Below are 16,245 nucleotides of genomic sequence, written 5' to 3' on the forward strand. Positions count from 1 at the left end.
GCACAAGTAGCCTTTACCCGCAACCCCGCTCAACATACTTGCGCCAGTTTTGGAACTATGCAAATAGTCTTTAGACTATTGTATTCAAACATCACGTTAGCTAGTCGCAGACTACATAATATCCTAAGTTATAAAACTTCGGACAGCGCGATTGAGATCAGATTTTCGTTTTTATTTCTTATATTCGGAAAAGTGATTACTGAAATTTTGCAACATTTAAAAGTATATATTTCTGAGGAAGATCGCCTAGTAGCGGAAGCTTTTTTAAGAGTTTACGAGCCATACGGCTGTCAAGGCACATTCGAGGGTAATTTATCGGAATCTAAAGGGCTAAAAAAGAAAACGGAGCAATGTCGCTTTTGTAAAAAAACACGAAGCGAAACTACGTTTACCCAACACACACATTTGATCTCGCGACTACTGGGGAACAATGGGGTTTATTCACACGATGAATGCGACACTTGCAACAAGTTATTCGGCACTTTCGAAACTGAACTTGGCGCTTCACTAGGCACCCATCGAACGTTTGATCACATAATTTCGGAACGCAAAGCGCCAGGTTTTGAATCAGGTAACGGCAAGGTGCGCATCAAGAAACTACCTAACGGAAATGTAATTCTTAATACCAAAAGTGGGAGTTCAGAAGATATTCAAGTGGATTTCTTAACTGGAAAACTTGGTATTAACATGACTACGCAACCTTACCGCCCAGAATCTCTTTACCGATCCTTGCTGAAAATGGCTTTAGCCATGCTTCCAGCGAATGATATTCCCAGTTACGACTTGGCTTTTAAGTTTTTGCTGTCTCCGGAGCAATATCCTGAGCTGAATAAATTTAAAAAAGCTGTTATTGTAGAAACAGCGATTGTTTTAGCTCGGCCTTTTACTATAATTTTTAAGAAAAAAATTGGTGTTAATTCGCCCGAAAGCAGTGATCATATTTTTTGCTTATTTATTGGCCATTTCATGTTCCAGGTTTCTATACCGGGTCACATATTAAACTTCAATTCAACCCACGATTTTACTTGCCTTCCGGCCCCTTATTTTCAATTGAATGTATCTAATACGCACGATAACGTCATCGTTCATAGATCAACTCAAGATTTGCAATCGACTGAAAAAATTAAACGAGACACAAGTATGCAATTTCAGTTTCCAACAGAAAATCTTGTGGCGATAAATTTAGGTGAAGATTTTGTGAAATCTATTGAAAAACGAATGTGGAAGTAGAGGCTTAGTTACCCCCGTTGTTCGAAGTCACCTGCTGTCCGAAGTTTGTAAACTTCGGACGACTATACTCGTAGTCTTTAGACTACCTGACCAAAAAACAAGCAATCAATTTCAATGATTTGGTCTATCTTTATTCTAACCGGCGGTGCCTTCACTTGGGGCGCAAATCAAATTGTCGCTATTTTGGCTAAAGCCCAGTTTTTTTAATGATTCTTTTACCCGTTGGCTGAAGCCAACGGCAATGAATTGATAAGAAACAGGTAATTTATTGCCGTTCCTTTTAAGGAACGGTAAGAGTAAATATGAAAATAAGGGCTTTAGCCAAAACCCTTAGCGGCAATTTGATTTGCACCCTTCACTTGCCCCTCTCCCCAAATTTTCGTATCTTTGAGTAAACTCCCCGCTTGCGGTTTGCCCGTAATCAACACAAATATTTCAAATACATTTTTTGCTTCGTTCTTTGAAGGGTTTTATTTATGCTATTGATTATCAATAGTTTAAATTAAAAAATCACTACCGGTATAACACCTGATACCCGATAAACGCCACTTATTACTACCGGCATAACGCCTGATACCCGAAAAAAGGCCTTTTTTACTACCGGCAAAAGGGTTGATACCAGAAAAATAGTGTTTTTTACTACCGGCAAAAGGTTTTATACCCGTGTTAAGTTAATTACTGCATACACCTTAAAAACCCTCGCCCCGGGTTTATAATTTGGTGCCGCCGACCAACAAAAAAGCTGCCCGGCAAGCCAATTGTTGAAGTTTGCAGGTTAAGGGTTAACCGCTTTATCTTCTTCATCGTCATGCTTCTCGGGTTTTATTTCTGATTGCATGAGGTCTTTTTCAAAACGTTTCTCGTCTTTTACATTGCGTACTATTAGCCATATTACCAATGCAGCCAAAAGTCCCAGGCCAACAAAGGCCCACCAGTAATTTATTACAATATCCATGTCAGTAAACTTAGGTATGTATAAAGTTAATCAAATGGTTTGACGATAGTGTTACCTTGTTGTTAATTAACCTACTGGCTTGTTGTTAAAGATTAGTGATTGAAGATTAAAGATTGGCCCGGTCGCTTTATTAATTTGCTAAGCCTAATCTTTAATAACTAATCTTCAATCTTTAACAACCAATCTTTATCTTAGCAAAAAACTTTAACATCATGAACGCATATAGTTTTGTACAGCAACTGCACTCGGGTTTCAGATATATTGTATTGGTATTGTTTATTTATACCATTTTAATGGCATTTTTAGGCTGGTTGGGTAAAAGGCCCTATACTAACGGCAACAGGTTAAGTAATTTGTTCGCTCTGATATCGGCACATACGCAATTGCTGATAGGGATAGTATTATACTTTTTAAGTCCGCTGGTGGCGTTTAACAGCACCACTATGAAAGACCCCGTAACCCGTTATTTTACGGTGGAGCATTGGGTAATGATGGTAATAGCCTTAGTACTAATAACCATAGGCCATAGCAAGAGCAAAAAGGTGGTATTACCGGAGCGCAAGCACAAAACAATTGCGCTGTTTTATACGGTTGGACTGCTTATAATTATCGGCACATTGGCTGTTGGCAAAATATCTATCTTTAAATAAGTTGAAAAAAAATTGAGAAAAAGTTTGGTAATTCAATTTTCTTTATAAATTTGCGTCCACAATGATCAAAAACGTTAATATAAAAAGCTGGTGGCACCAATTAAATTTGGCAGCCGGATGACTTTTTGACCATAGGAAACTAACCAATTGTAAACCTAATACAAAAACCCGGCGAACCTCATTCGCTGGGTTTTTTGTTTTACAACTATTTTTAAAATAACATAATGAAAAAATATAAAATTAATACCACTTATAAAAAACTGCTTGCTGATACTACTACGCCGGTAAGCATATACTTGCGCTTACGCGATGTTTTCCCAAATTCGTTGCTGCTGGAAAGCTCTGACTACCATAGCCGCGAAAACAGTACCAGCTACGTTTGCTGCGACCCAATTGGCGGCCTTACCTTAAACGATGGCCAGCTAAACAAACGTTACCCTAACGGCACCGAAGAAACCCTTGCCGAGGGCCAGTTCGAACTGATTAGCCAGATCAGCGATTTCCTGAATAGTTTTGAGGCTACCGATATCCCGCTAAAAATTACGGCTAATGGCCTGTTTGGTTACTTTACTCACGAGGCTGTTGAGCATTTCGAGACCATCCGCCTAAAAAAGAGCGATGATACTACCCGTAAGATACCGGTAATGCAGTACAATATTTACCGCTATATTATCGCTATAGACCATTTTAAAAACGAGCTTTATATATTCCATAACCAACCCGAAGGTGAGGACGAGAATGGCGGTATCAATAAGATACAGGACCTAATAAAAAATAAAAACTTCCCCGAGTACACTTTCCAAAGCAAAGCCGATGAGCAGTCAAACCTAACAAACGAAGATTTTATTGCCATCGTAGAGAAAATGAAGCAGCATATCTATCGGGGCGATGTTTTCCAGATAGTACCGTCAAGAGCGTTCTCTAAACAATTTACCGGGGATGAGTTTAATGTATACCGTGCGTTGCGCTCCATTAATCCATCGCCCTATTTGTTTTATTTTGATTATGGTGATTTCAGGATATTCGGGTCATCGCCCGAGGCGCAGATCACTATTAAACATCGTAAGGCTACCATCTATCCAATAGCAGGCACCTTTAAACGTAGTGGTGATGATGAAAAGGATGCGGTTATTGCTCAAAACTTAAAGAACGACCCCAAAGAATCTGCCGAACATGTAATGCTTGTTGACCTTGCCCGTAACGACCTGAGCCGTCATTGCGAGCATGTAGAGGTTAAGGCATTTAAAGAGGTGCAGTACTATTCGCACCTGATACACCTGGTATCTATGGTGGGCGGTAACCTGTTGCCTGATGTGCCAACGTTTAAAGTGGTGGCAGATACCTTTCCGGCAGGTACGCTAAGTGGCGCGCCAAAATACCGTGCCATGGAGATCATTGATGCTAACGAAAACATTAAGCGCAGCTTTTATAGCGGCGCCATAGGCTACTTAGGCTTTAATGGCGATTTTAACCATGCTATTATGATACGTTCATTTTTAAGCAAGAATAATACGCTGCATTACCAGGCGGGGGCAGGCATAGTAGCCGGCTCGGTTGCGGAGAGTGAACTGAACGAAGTAAATAATAAAATAGCCGCCCTGCGCAAAGCAATTGAACTGGCAGAAGAGTTATAGCCCCTAAAGGGGAACAATGAATAAATAGAAAGTATAAAGTGATATGAAACCTAATAAAGAAAACTCTTCCTCCTCCTTTAGGGCGCCGGGGGGTAAAATTTTAATTATTGATAACTACGATTCATTTACGTACAACCTGGTACACCTTGTAAATGAAATTGGCCTGCAATGCGAGGTTTGGAGAAATGACAAGTTTAACATTGATGATGTTGACGCTTTTGATAAGATCATTCTGTCGCCCGGTCCGGGTATCCCGTCAGAAGCTGGTTTATTGCTGGACGTAATTGCTAAATATGCACCTTCCAAAAGCATATTTGGTGTATGCCTTGGCCAGCAAGCCATTGCCGAAGTATTTGGCGGCAAGTTATATAATCTTAAACAACCCATGCATGGCATAGCTACCCCAATAACCGTTACTGACGATAGCGAAAAGCTTTTTGCCGGGTTGCCGCACCAATTTAAAGTAGGTCGTTATCATTCATGGGTGGTTGATGAAAAATCAATCCCCGAAGTATTAACCGTAACCGCGGTTGATGAGGTAGATAACTCGGCCATGGCTATACGCCATAAGCAATACGATGTAAGAGGCGTACAGTTTCACCCGGAATCTATCCTTACCGAGTATGGAAAAGAGATGCTGCAAAATTGGTTAACCCCTATGCCCGCTGGAGAGGGGCAATTAATAAATTAGTTAGCTTTGCATATTAAACATAAACGATAATAATGAACAAACAAACGTTCTCCCTTAAGGGGGCTAGGGGGCTTAATATACTTGATAAAATTGTTCTTAATAAAAAAGCCGAGGTAGAATTGGCAAAAAAAGATACCACCACTAAAGAGTTAGAAGCATCAGCATTGTTTAACAGGCCAACCTACTCTTTCAAGGAGTTTTTGCTTGACCCTGCACGCACGGGCATTATAGCCGAGTTTAAACGCCGTTCGCCATCAAAAGGTATTATTAATGATAAAGCCGGTGTTGAGGCCGTTACAACCGCTTACGCGGCGGCAGGTGCCTCGGCATTGTCTGTACTAACAGATGTTGACTTTTTTATGGGCACCAAAATGGACTTGTTCAAAGCCCGCCAGGCTAATATCATCCCTGTTTTACGTAAGGACTTTATGATTGATGAGTTCCAGGTGATCGAGGCAAAATCGTTAGGTGCCGATATTATTTTGCTGATAGCCGCTATACTTACGCCTAAAGAAATAGATAAACTAGCATCGCTGGCAAAAAGCCTGGGCCTTAATGTACTGTTGGAAGTGCATAACCTGGAAGAATTACAGCGCAGCATTAATCCTAACCTGGATGCCATTGGCGTAAATAACCGCAACCTGGCCGATTTTACGGTATCAGTTGAAACATCATATCAATTGGCTGAACATATCCCCGCCGAGTTTATGAAAATATCCGAAAGCGCAATAAGCGATACTGAAACTATAAAAGGATTAAAGAAAGCCGGCTTTAACGGCTTTTTAATAGGCGAGAATTTTATGAAGCAAGCTGACCCCGGGTTGGCTATGCGTGAGTTTGTTGAGGGATTAAAATAAACTACTTACATGAGCTCACCAATACACGATGATAAAACCTTTAACGACATAACCTACGCCCAAAAGGTAACCCGTAATACTGAGTTCAATAACTGTATTTTTAAAAGCTGCGATCTCACAGGCAGTGAGTTTGCCTTATGTAAATTTATCGATTGTGTTTTTGAAGATTGTAACCTATCCATGATAAATTGGGGACGGTCGACAGTAAACAATGTGGTGTTTAAGAAGTGTAAATTGCTGGGCGTGAATTTTAGCTTATGCGAGGATTTTCTGTTCCAGGTGCGGTTTGAATCTTGCATGCTGGATTATTCTTCGTTTATGAGCAAGAAGATGTTTAAGACCTTGTTTATCAAATCATCATTAAAAGAAGTAACCTTTACAGAGGCTAATCTTAATGGATCTGTGTTTGATGATAGTGACCTGTCGGGTGCTGTTTTTAGCAATACCAACCTAACCGCGGTAAATTTTACCAGCGCGCAAAACTATATTATCGACCCCGAACTGAATACCATGGACCGCGCGATTTTTGATATTGGCGGTTTGGAGGGGCTTTTGTTAAAGTATAATATTAAGGTGGTGTAGTCCTAATGCTTAATAGCCTTATCCGCGAAAGCGAAAACCTTTTTTAGCAACGGCGTAGTGCGTGACATACCAATATTTTGGCGAATGCTCAACTCCTGTACCGCAATTTCAACAAACAAACCTTCGATAGCTTTTTGGGTAGCATAGTTGGCAATATCCGGATTGATCTTGCGGACGAATGGTATCCTGTTATAAGTAGTTGCCAAAGTTGTGTAGTACCGGGTAGCATTAACTTTATCTAAACTAACCTGTATAGATGGCTGAAATTTAGCAGCAAGATCGGCGGTAGTAGCCAGCTTAAAGTATTGTGTAGCTGCGTCTGGCTGGCCTAATAAAATATTGGTAACATCCTGCAAGGTCATTTTTTTGATAGCGCCAATAAATATGGGTTTAGCTTGTACAACGGCGTCTTCGGCTGCACGGTTAAGCGACAGGATGGCATCATCGCAAACCTTGCCCATGCCCATGCTGCGTAATGTTTTTTCGGCCTTTTGAGCTTCGGGTGGAAGTAATATTTTAACAGCCGCGTTCCCGAAAAAGCCATTAACTACCGAAAGCTGATCTGCGCTTTTTATAGTGCCTTGTTCAAGCGCCTGTTTTAAAGCAGTACCAATTTCAAGCGAAGAAGGAATACTTTGAGCGAAGTTGGATAAACTTACACCAACCAGCAATAACGGGAGTAATAGCAAGAATTTTTTCATGCTGCAAATTAACAAAAAATCATGTTGATTTTAATAGCCGGTTACACGCAGTAATGTAAATACCAATGCCGCTATTAATGCCGAAACAGGTATTGTTATTATCCAGGCCCAAATAAGGTTAATGGTAACCCCCCAACGCACTGCCGATACACGTTTGGTTAAACCCACGCCAATTATAGAACCGGTAATGGTATGTGTGGTTGATACTGGTATGGCTAAGCGTTCTGTTATAAATAAAGTAATGGCGCCCGCTGTTTCGGCAGCTACACCCTCAAGCGGGGTTATCTTGGTTATTTTTGAACCCATTGTTTTAACGATCTTCCAACCGCCGGACATGGTACCTAATGAAATTGCTGTATAACATGCCAATGGGATCCACTCTGGCATAGCCGCGCCGCTTGGGATAATTTTAGAAGCAATTAAAGCGACATATAATATACCCATAACTTTTTGCGCATCATTGGTGCCGTGTGCAAAACTTAAAGCCGCTGCTGATACTAATTGTAATCTTTTGAACCACCTGTCGGCAGCAGCCGGTTTGGCCCGTTTACAAATGTGTAATATCATTATGGTGATGAAGTACGCTATAATTAAACCTATAAAAGGAGCTAATACGATATAGGCTATGATAGTCAATATATACTTCATATTAACCGCATCCAGCCCGTGCGCGCCCATATATAAAGCATTGGTTATGCCCGCACCTGCAAAGCCGCCAATAAGCGTGTGCGATGAACTTGACGGAATACCAAACCACCAGGTGGTTAAATTCCAGGTAATGGCGGCAATTAAACCGGCTAGTATTACATGCAGGGTAATAAAGTTTTCGTTTACAATTTTTGCAACGGTATTGGCTACTTTATGATCTTTTATAAAAAAGTAAGCGGCAAAATTAAATACGGCGGCCATTAATACCGCCTGGAAAGGTGTTAACACCTTAGTTGACACAATAGTGGCAATGGAGTTTGCCGCGTCATGAAAACCATTAGTGTAATCAAAAATCAGCGCCAGTGCAACTACAAAAACTAAAAGGGTAGTAACCATTTATTTATATATAGTTTGATTAGGCGTTTTTAACTAAGATAGATTCCATAACGTCTGCCGCGTCTTCGCACATATCGGTAGCCGTCTCTAAAGCAGCATATATTTCTTTGTATTTAATTAAGCGGATAGCATCTTTCTCATACAGGAAAAGATCGGCAACGCCACGGTCAAACACATAATCAGCCTGGTTCTCTACGCTGTTTATGCGGATGCATGAATCGGCAATGGCGCGTACGTTTTTAAGGTCTTTTAATTCGCGAACCGCTTTTTCCAGATCTATGCTGCATTGTAACACCAGTTCAGATAGTTTGCGTATATGCTCATTATAATCGTCTATACGGTAAAGATTCATGCGGTTTGCCGCGCCTTGTATATAATCGGCAACATCATCAATAGCACTTGCTAACGAATGGATATCTTCACGATCAAAAGGGGTAATAAAGTTTTTGCCCAGCTCCAGGTAAACCTGGTGGGTAATCTCGTCACCTTTGTTTTCTAACTTGTCAATTTGTTTAAATAGTTCTTCACGGGTTGCAGGGTTATTAGTATTAACAACCTCTACCATAATGGTAGCCATGGCAACAACATTATTTGATGCCTGCTCAAACAATGGGAAAAATATCTTTTTATCCTTAGGGACAAAATACTGGAAGATGCTATTTAATGACATACTTAATGATTATTTGGTAAAGGTAAGTTTGCTATGTTAATTTAATGTTAACTTTTTAAAATTGGTATGTGCGCGAACGGCAAATTTTGCTTCACTTTTTGCAGCGTAAACCCAAATGTTGAACCTACTCCTTCGGTACTGCGCACGTTAATAGTTTGCTGGTGCGCCTCTACAATATGTTTAACTATTGCCAGCCCTAATCCCGAGCCGCCTATCTGCCTTGAACGGCTGGTATCTGTACGGAAAAAGCGCTCAAACAACCTTGGCAGATTCTTCTCTTCAATGCCCATTCCGTCATCTGTAACTTCAATCAATACCTGGTCGTGCAGGTCGAATAAAGTTATCCAGGTACTACCGCCTTCTTTGCCGTATTTAAAAGAGTTGTCAATAAGGTTTACCAGCACTTGTGTTATTTTCTGACGATCAGCAGTAACCTGAATAGGCTCATCATATTTTTGTTTAAATATTAATTTAATATTGTGCTGTTTGGCTTTTAAGTCTGACGATTCTACGACCTCTTTTATCAGATCATTAATTTTAAATTTAGTGTAGTTTATGGGCAACTCGCCCGACTCCAGTTTAGAAATTTCGTCCAGGTCCTGGATCAGATAACTTAGTCGATCAACGTTTTTAGATGCTTTATCCAAAAACTGTCGTGCCATTTCGCGATCGTCAAAATCATCGTCCTGCAGGGCCTCTATATAACCCTGTATGGCAAACAACGGGGTCTTAAACTCGTGCGATATATTGGATAAAAAATCACGCCTGAATTTTTCCTGGGTGCGCAAGGCATCAATTTCTATTTTCTTTTCTTTTGCCCATTCTTGCACTTCGTGTTCTACATCGTTTATAGGGTCAGAACTCATGTGTTCGCCAAGGGCATCGCGCAAATCGCGGCCCAGTTTTAGGTTGTGGATGAGCTTATAGATCAGCTTGATCTTAGAGTAAACGTACTTCTCTATCAGGTAATAAAAAACCAGGAAGCTGCTTATAATGGTAGCTACAAACGTTATAGCCATATCATAAAACTTGTGCTGAAAATAATAGTTTACCGCTGATATGGTAATAGCAACAGCCAACGCGTTTATAAAAACCAGTACACGTAATTTCATAAAGTAAAGTTACGATTTTGATAGTTGGTTTTTTGGGTGTGATATTAAGGTTACGTTAATAATTAAAATAGTACAAGACGCCGTTAATTTTTAATAGCATGTTCATTAGAACGCGTCGTAGCGCTCAATTGCCGCTAGGGCTATTACTTTTGTCTTGATACAAAAGTAACCAAAAGATCAAGTCAGCCCAATCGCTGCCACTTCACGGGCCATACTCCCGGCCGCGTGCGCTGACAGGCCTTTGCCCTCTTTTCATTGCTCATTAATAATAGAATGTTGGTTCTAACGGAAAAGTGTCAGACGGGCAGCTTCGGGCGAAAGCAGGTAAAACAAGTTGGGATATGCGGAGGGAAGGGGATAGCGTCTTTTTGCCAGGGCAATGGCCAAGAGCGGTATGGCGCAAAATTATGCAGACCGTGGTTTTAACTGATTTGCAGCGCAAAGGCCAAGTGCGGCAAAGAAGCATCCCGTATGACTTGATTTTTGGTTACTTTTCATCAAGGAAAAGTAACTAGGCCCAGCGGCCAAGAGCGACACGACACTGATAGTACTAAGAAATAACTATTACCTCGCTATCTGCACCTCGATACTAACCGACACCTCATTGCTCATTACCAAGCTTTTACCGCCTACATTAAAATCAAGTCGGTTAAGTTTGAGGCCGCCTTTAAAAGTGGCAGTATTTTCTATAGTTGTATAGGTGAAGGGCACATCAAATATTTTGGTTTTATCCTTGATGGTGAGGTTAAACTGCCCAATATAATTATCGCCGCTTTTATGTTTAAAGGATACAGATTTCATAATGATCTTTGGATATTTAGCCATATCAAAAAACTCATCGCTGCGCAGATGGCTATCGCGCAGGTCGTTATCGGTATTGATGCTGCTTACATCAAGCGCGGCTTCTATGGTGCTACTGTCTAATTTGTCGGGACTAAAAACCATGGTTGCCTGCAAGCCGTTTATCGTGCCGCCGGTATTTATACCCAGATTTTTTAATTGAAATTTAATGGTGTTTTTTAGAATAACAACTTTTTGCGCAGTGGCAATATTGACTAAAATTAGCAAGGGTATAATTAGGGCAACAATACGTTTCATACTGCGAAGTAACGATGTTTATTAACGGTAAAGTATTATGTGTTGGTTTTTTTACATTCGGGGTATTAAAACTCGACATGCGCCCTTATAGATAAAACTTGCACCGGGCCACGATCTTTGTTGTAAGCCGGGTTAACTATAAACTGGTAATCGGGAGTTATAAAGAGTTTGTTTTGATAGGCGTTTAGTTTGTAATAAAGCTCGGCTATCATTTCTGTGCTGTAGTTTAATTTGCCATCGCCAATAATAAAACCATAGCCACCTGCCGCTAAATAGTTGCGATGCTGGGCCGATATGCCATTACCGATAAAAGCCAGCGCCAGTTCATCGTTCTTACGTTTCCATGAAGTGCCTTTTAGTTGCGCGCCAAAACTTAATGAGCGGTCTACCTCTGTAAAATACCAGGTTTGGGTATGGCCATCATTATAACTTAGTTTAGCAAATACACCAAAATCATTAGTCAAATATTGGTCGGCACTTATGCCAAAGCCATACTTATGGCGGCCATAGGCTTGTGTGGTATCAACATTTGGCGCAACCGGGCTCAGTGCTAACGACTGCTGGTAATCCCCCATTTTGCCATTATTCATAAATCCTAAAATACGTATGGTTCCGGGTTTGCCATTTAATTTATAGCGTTTTTCAAACTCCAGGGATTGGGTGTTGGCTTTGCCTATCTTTTGGTCCCATATAGATCCGTTAGCTTCGGTGGTTGATAGCGTGAAGGCAAAACGCAATGTCCAATCGGGCTGACCCAATTCTGCATTAAAACCTAAAGCATAACCACGGGTGTTTGCCGGATAATCCCAGGCGGCGTTATCCATTAGCGCCCAGTTCATAAACTGCGAACGTGGGTCATGGCTAAATTCATTACCATCGAAAAAATCGGCCATGCCAAATTTGCCCGCTGTGAACGATAAATAGCGTTTGCTTTTTAACCCGGCTAATTGATTAGGGCCTGCTTCGATAGTGTCTTTATCTTTACCCCATTCAAAATTCTGCCTGAAATATAAACGGGCAATATAAATAGCCGGCGATGAGCTGCCTACCCTAAATGTTTCACCATTAGGAAAACCCGCCACGCCCAAAGTTTTACTTATACCTGCACCGCCCGACATTTCGGGATTAAAAAACACTTCGGCACCTTTCCATAAACGGGCAGCACCATAAAACGTAGTAGTGATAGAGCTTTCTGTTTCTGTACCTGTTTGTAAACTATTGTCGCCGGTATATTTGGCGCTAAATGCAGGTTTATACTGCGTTATTATAGTTTGCTGGAAATGGAAGTTAAAACGTTCTTTCTTCAGGGTGTCTTGCGCAAAGGCAAGGTTTGCCGTGGATAGTAGTACCAGTAGGGGTATGTTTCTTTTCATAATTTGTTTGTAGGCGTAATTAATATTAGACAAAACTAATAATATTTTTAGACTTATCTAAAAATATTGAATTAATTACACTCGATATAAAATTGCCTTAAATAATCTTCCATAAAATTGTGGCGTTGTTGTGCCAGTTGCTTACCGGTTTGGGTATTCATTTTATCTTTAAGTAGCAATAGTTTTTCGTAAAAATGGTTAATGGTAGGTGCTGTCGAGTTTTTATAAGCCTCTTTGCTCATATTCAGATCGGGCTTTATTTCGGGATTATAGATCTCACGGCCTTTAAAACCACCGTAATTAAAGGCACGGGCAATACCAATGGCACCAATGGCATCCAACCTGTCGGCATCTTGTACTATAGCTAATTCGATGGTGTGAAATGCAGGTTTATCAAACCCCGATTTAAAAGACATATACCTGATGATATTTTGTACATGTTGTATAATATCTTCGTCAATACCTATGCTGTGCAGGTATGTGCCGGCGGTAGCCGGGCCAATTTCTTCATCGCCGTTATGGAATTTACTGTCGGCAATGTCATGTAATAAAGCGGCAAGCTCAATAATAAGTAAATCTGCCTCTTCTGTTTTTGCTATTAGTTTAGCGTTGGTCCAAACCCGGTGTATATGCCACCAGTCATGGCCGCCTTCGGCATTCTTGAGGGTATCTTGTACAAAAAGTATTGTTTGGGCGATGGTAGCTTCGTGATCCATATTTGCAAATTATGGTGCAAATATAAAATTCTATCAGTCTGTCCCGGCATGCGAAAGTTTCAACCCAACTTCATCGCTATCGACATCCAATAATTCGCCGGCGCTTATTTCTAAAACTTCGGCAATCTGGAAAAGCCTTTCGACAGTTATTTTAGTGTAACCTAGTTCGATTTTGCTGTACGCGTTTTGAGAAATGTTTAGCTTATAGGCCAGGTATTCTTGTGTGTAATTTTTTTGCCCTCTTTTTTTTCTGATGACAGCCGCGACGGCTTTAATTTTTAAATTAATTTTATTGCTCATGTTTAGTAGGGTTGTAGTCCTACTAACGAAGTTAAGACGCGCTTGGATTTATTAAATTCCGTTTAAATTAAAGAGACTGTTTTTTTATTGAGTTAGATCGTAATTTATAGTAACTGTAGGCAATAAAGTTGCCATATCCAAAGGTACCTGGTCGGTTGTAACTACGGGTTTGCGGTGGGTAGAAAAGTTATAAACAGCCTTTTGTAAAGCCGTATTAGGCACAGCCGGCGCATTAAAACTGATATTAAAAGGAATTATAAAATCATGAAATTTTTCATGATCAGGTATTACCCACTTATGATTTGATTTTTTTAATGCTTCAATAATGGGTTGTGTAAGCCTTATATCATCGGCATAATAAATAATTATTTTCCTGATGGTGCCTTTTTCATCGGCAGTAAATTTAAAAACAGCGGTGCCGGTAGCTTTTTGCGATATCAGTTGCGATGAAACAATAAGGCTATCCTTAAAAAACTTCGCCATTACTTCTTTGCCTCCTTGGAAAGGGAAAGCCAATTGATCCTGCGCGAAACAGTTAAAAGCTAAAAATAATGCTACGGTTACTATTAATACTTTTTTCATTTAATAATTAATATCTAATTTTGAATATAGAAGTAATCTAACTTCATTCTTCAAACATTAAGTTGTCGATATTGTTGTTATATATCTTCTTTTGGCTCGCGCTTGCTGCCTTCATACAATTCGTACTCTAATAGGCGGCAGTCCAGTTTGCCATTATAAAATTCTACTTTTCTTGAAGCGCGCAGGCCTATTTTTTTGGCCAAATCGGGGTTGCCGGTAAAAATGTATCCATTATAACCCAGGCACTTTTTCTTCATGAAATCACCAATGCGTTTGTAGGTTGCTTCCAGCTTGCTATGTATACCCAGGCGTTCGCCATATTCGGGATTAAACATTACAATACCCGGAGCTTCCGGTACTTCGGTTTCTTCAAAATCACAAACGCTAAATTCTATTAAATGGTCTACACCTGCGGTTTTAGCATTTTTTTGCGAGATGTCAACCGCGTCCTGTGATATATCAGTAGCGATGATTTTAAAGCCGATATCTTTCTTCGATTTGTCCTTTAACGCACGGCGTTCAACAAAGAATACCTGCTCATCATACCCCATTATATGCATAAACCCATAATTCATGCGGAACAAGCCCGGATGTTTATCGGTAGCTAATAAAGCCGCCTCAATAGCCAGCGTGCCCGAACCACACATAGGGTTAATAAATGTGCTGTTCCTGTCCCAATGGGTAGCCATTATGGTTGATGTAGCCAAAGCCTCCAGCATAGGCGCTTTGCCCGGTATTTTACGGTAGCTGTGTTTAGCTAAAGTTTCGCCTGATGTATCTAAGAAAATCTCGGCGCTATCATCCTGCCAGTACAAGTGCACTACGGTTTTATTGCCTTCGGCACCAGAGTTTGGGCGTATGCCTTTTATTGATTTTATCCTATCAACAATAGCATCTTTAACCTTTACGTTGGCAAACAACGGTGTTAATATATGCTCATTATTAACATTTGATGTTACCGAGAAATAACCCGAAAAATCAATCAGGTTTTCCCATTCAATTTGTACCAATCCATCATATAACTCCTGCGGATCAGCGGCGGTAAAGCCTTTTATTAAATATAGTATCTGGCTGGCACAGCGCAGGTTTAAATTTAAAGCTATCGTATCGGTAACGGTGCCCACCAGCTCAACGCCGGTTTGGAATACGCGTGTTGGGGTATACCCTAATTCTTCTACTTCCTGCTGCAGGTAAGGCGACAGCCTTTTGTTGCAGGTTATGATTATTTTACTTTCGGTGGTGAAAACTGACATTGCCGCAAAAGTACGGATAAAAAAGCAACCATCAATTGTTATGGCTTTAAGCGCAGCTATCAAATATTGCTGCACCATCAACTACACCACCTGCACCGTGGTGTAGCGCAGCGCTTTTATTGTGGAAAACTTGTTTGTATTTAGCAAGCAGGTACATACCAATTTTATTACATATCTGTTAACTTTACATTTTTAAGTTTTATAAATTATGGAAATTAAGGGTAAGATACACGAAGTGTTCCCGACTGCGCAGGTTACTGAGGCACTGAAAAAAAGAGAAGTTATAGTTGAATATGTAGAGAATCCACAATACCCGGAGTACTTGAAATTTGAAGCTATACAAGACCGCTGCAACTTATTAGACAATGTAAAAGTTGGCGATGATGTTGAGGTTTTCTTTAATCTAAGAGGCCGCCCGTGGACTGACAAGACCGGAAAAAAGAGTTATTTTAACTCTATGCAATTATGGAAGATAAACGTATTAAGTGGTGCAGGCAGTGCTGCTGCGGCTCCGGCTTACGCCGCTCCAGCTGATATCAGCTCGGCGCCGGAGGATGACGATCTTCCATTTTAATAACTCATAAGGCCTGTCACAAGTCTTTAGTAACAGTAAAACCTCGCTTTGGCGGGGTTTTACTGTTTAGGGTTGGCTGGTCGGCGAGGACTCACCCCGACTACGCTTCGCTGGTCGACCCTCTCTTCGCTGCGCGGAAAGAGGGCTATTTAAAAGTTGTCAAATCTAAATTAGGTCCAACCCTCTTTCCCGCTTGCGGAAGAGAGGGTGATCAAGCGAAGCG

At 40.6% G+C, this 16,245-nt stretch carries 18 protein-coding genes; 7 read left to right on the top strand and 11 right to left on the bottom strand.

All coding sequences use genetic code 11. From position 1 onward, the window contains the following. Nucleotides 1-192: 192 nt before the first annotated feature. A complete protein-coding gene (locus JWQ34_RS01965; protein WP_299353137.1) occupies nt 193-1,230 on the top strand; it encodes a hypothetical protein in 1,038 nt (345 codons plus the stop codon). Between the two features lie 775 nt (nt 1,231-2,005). Here the strand turns inward: JWQ34_RS01965 and JWQ34_RS01970 are convergent. Beyond that, nucleotides 2,006-2,185, bottom strand: a complete 180-nt coding sequence (locus JWQ34_RS01970) for a hypothetical protein (protein ID WP_299353140.1) — start codon at nt 2,183-2,185, stop codon at nt 2,006-2,008. Between the two features lie 212 nt (nt 2,186-2,397). Here JWQ34_RS01970 and JWQ34_RS01975 point away from each other — a divergent pair, with 212 nt between their 5' ends. The 5 genes from JWQ34_RS01975 to JWQ34_RS01995 all read left to right on the top strand — a co-directional run bounded on the left by JWQ34_RS01975 (nt 2,398) and on the right by JWQ34_RS01995 (nt 6,599). Then, the gene (locus tag JWQ34_RS01975) at nt 2,398-2,835 is read left to right on the top strand and encodes a cytochrome B (protein WP_299353142.1); all 438 of its coding nucleotides are present in this window, start codon (nt 2,398-2,400) and stop codon (nt 2,833-2,835) included. 224 nt (nt 2,836-3,059) lie between these two features. Next, complete coding sequence (locus JWQ34_RS01980; RefSeq protein WP_299353145.1) at nt 3,060-4,469, top strand: anthranilate synthase component I family protein; 1,410 nt, start codon at nt 3,060-3,062, stop codon at nt 4,467-4,469. 43 nt (nt 4,470-4,512) lie between these two features. Continuing rightward, nucleotides 4,513-5,160, top strand: a complete 648-nt coding sequence (locus JWQ34_RS01985; RefSeq protein WP_299353148.1) for an aminodeoxychorismate/anthranilate synthase component II — start codon at nt 4,513-4,515, stop codon at nt 5,158-5,160. Nucleotides 5,161-5,192: 32 nt separating this feature from the next. Next, a complete protein-coding gene (trpC, locus tag JWQ34_RS01990) occupies nt 5,193-6,017 on the top strand; it encodes an indole-3-glycerol phosphate synthase TrpC (RefSeq protein ID WP_299353151.1) in 825 nt (274 codons plus the stop codon). Nucleotides 6,018-6,026: 9 nt separating this feature from the next. Then, nucleotides 6,027-6,599 (top strand): pentapeptide repeat-containing protein, encoded by a 573-nt coding sequence (locus JWQ34_RS01995; RefSeq protein WP_299353153.1) that lies wholly within the window; start codon nt 6,027-6,029, stop codon nt 6,597-6,599. Between the two features lie 2 nt (nt 6,600-6,601). On the opposite strand, the gene JWQ34_RS02000 is transcribed toward JWQ34_RS01995, so the two are convergent. From JWQ34_RS02000 to JWQ34_RS02045, 10 genes are all read right to left on the bottom strand, one after another. Beyond that, nucleotides 6,602-7,300, bottom strand: a complete 699-nt coding sequence (locus JWQ34_RS02000; protein ID WP_299353155.1) for a DUF4197 domain-containing protein — start codon at nt 7,298-7,300, stop codon at nt 6,602-6,604. A gap of 30 nt (nt 7,301-7,330) precedes the next feature. Next, the gene (locus tag JWQ34_RS02005; RefSeq protein ID WP_299353157.1) at nt 7,331-8,344 is read right to left on the bottom strand and encodes an inorganic phosphate transporter; all 1,014 of its coding nucleotides are present in this window, start codon (nt 8,342-8,344) and stop codon (nt 7,331-7,333) included. A 19-nt stretch (nt 8,345-8,363) separates the two neighbouring features. Continuing rightward, nucleotides 8,364-9,014, bottom strand: a complete 651-nt coding sequence (locus JWQ34_RS02010; RefSeq protein ID WP_299353159.1) for a DUF47 domain-containing protein — start codon at nt 9,012-9,014, stop codon at nt 8,364-8,366. A gap of 47 nt (nt 9,015-9,061) precedes the next feature. Beyond that, on the bottom strand, nt 9,062-10,126 hold the full coding sequence (locus tag JWQ34_RS02015) for an ATP-binding protein (RefSeq protein ID WP_299353161.1): 1,065 nt from the start codon (nt 10,124-10,126) through the stop codon (nt 9,062-9,064). A gap of 564 nt (nt 10,127-10,690) precedes the next feature. Continuing rightward, on the bottom strand, nt 10,691-11,224 hold the full coding sequence (locus JWQ34_RS02020) for a YceI family protein (protein WP_299353164.1): 534 nt from the start codon (nt 11,222-11,224) through the stop codon (nt 10,691-10,693). Nucleotides 11,225-11,289: 65 nt separating this feature from the next. Continuing rightward, nucleotides 11,290-12,597 carry a carbohydrate porin gene (locus tag JWQ34_RS02025; RefSeq protein WP_299353167.1) on the bottom strand — a complete coding sequence of 436 codons (1,308 nt, stop codon included), beginning with the start codon at nt 12,595-12,597 and terminating at the stop codon, nt 11,290-11,292. Nucleotides 12,598-12,668: 71 nt separating this feature from the next. Continuing rightward, a complete protein-coding gene (locus tag JWQ34_RS02030) occupies nt 12,669-13,313 on the bottom strand; it encodes an HD domain-containing protein (RefSeq protein WP_299353170.1) in 645 nt (214 codons plus the stop codon). A gap of 33 nt (nt 13,314-13,346) precedes the next feature. Continuing rightward, nucleotides 13,347-13,613 (bottom strand): helix-turn-helix transcriptional regulator, encoded by a 267-nt coding sequence (locus JWQ34_RS02035; protein ID WP_299353173.1) that lies wholly within the window; start codon nt 13,611-13,613, stop codon nt 13,347-13,349. 84 nt (nt 13,614-13,697) lie between these two features. After that, a complete protein-coding gene (locus JWQ34_RS02040; RefSeq protein WP_299353176.1) occupies nt 13,698-14,195 on the bottom strand; it encodes a hypothetical protein in 498 nt (165 codons plus the stop codon). A 77-nt stretch (nt 14,196-14,272) separates the two neighbouring features. Next, a complete protein-coding gene (locus JWQ34_RS02045) occupies nt 14,273-15,448 on the bottom strand; it encodes a class I SAM-dependent RNA methyltransferase (RefSeq protein WP_299353179.1) in 1,176 nt (391 codons plus the stop codon). A gap of 208 nt (nt 15,449-15,656) precedes the next feature. Here JWQ34_RS02045 and JWQ34_RS02050 point away from each other — a divergent pair, with 208 nt between their 5' ends. Further along, entirely contained in the window at nt 15,657-16,022 is a 366-nt protein-coding gene (locus tag JWQ34_RS02050) for a DUF3127 domain-containing protein (protein ID WP_299353182.1), read from the top strand. Nucleotides 16,023-16,245: the final 223 nt, after the last annotated feature.

Source organism: Mucilaginibacter sp., from assembly GCF_028288185.1.
In the GTDB taxonomy this organism is placed as follows: domain Bacteria; phylum Bacteroidota; class Bacteroidia; order Sphingobacteriales; family Sphingobacteriaceae; genus Mucilaginibacter.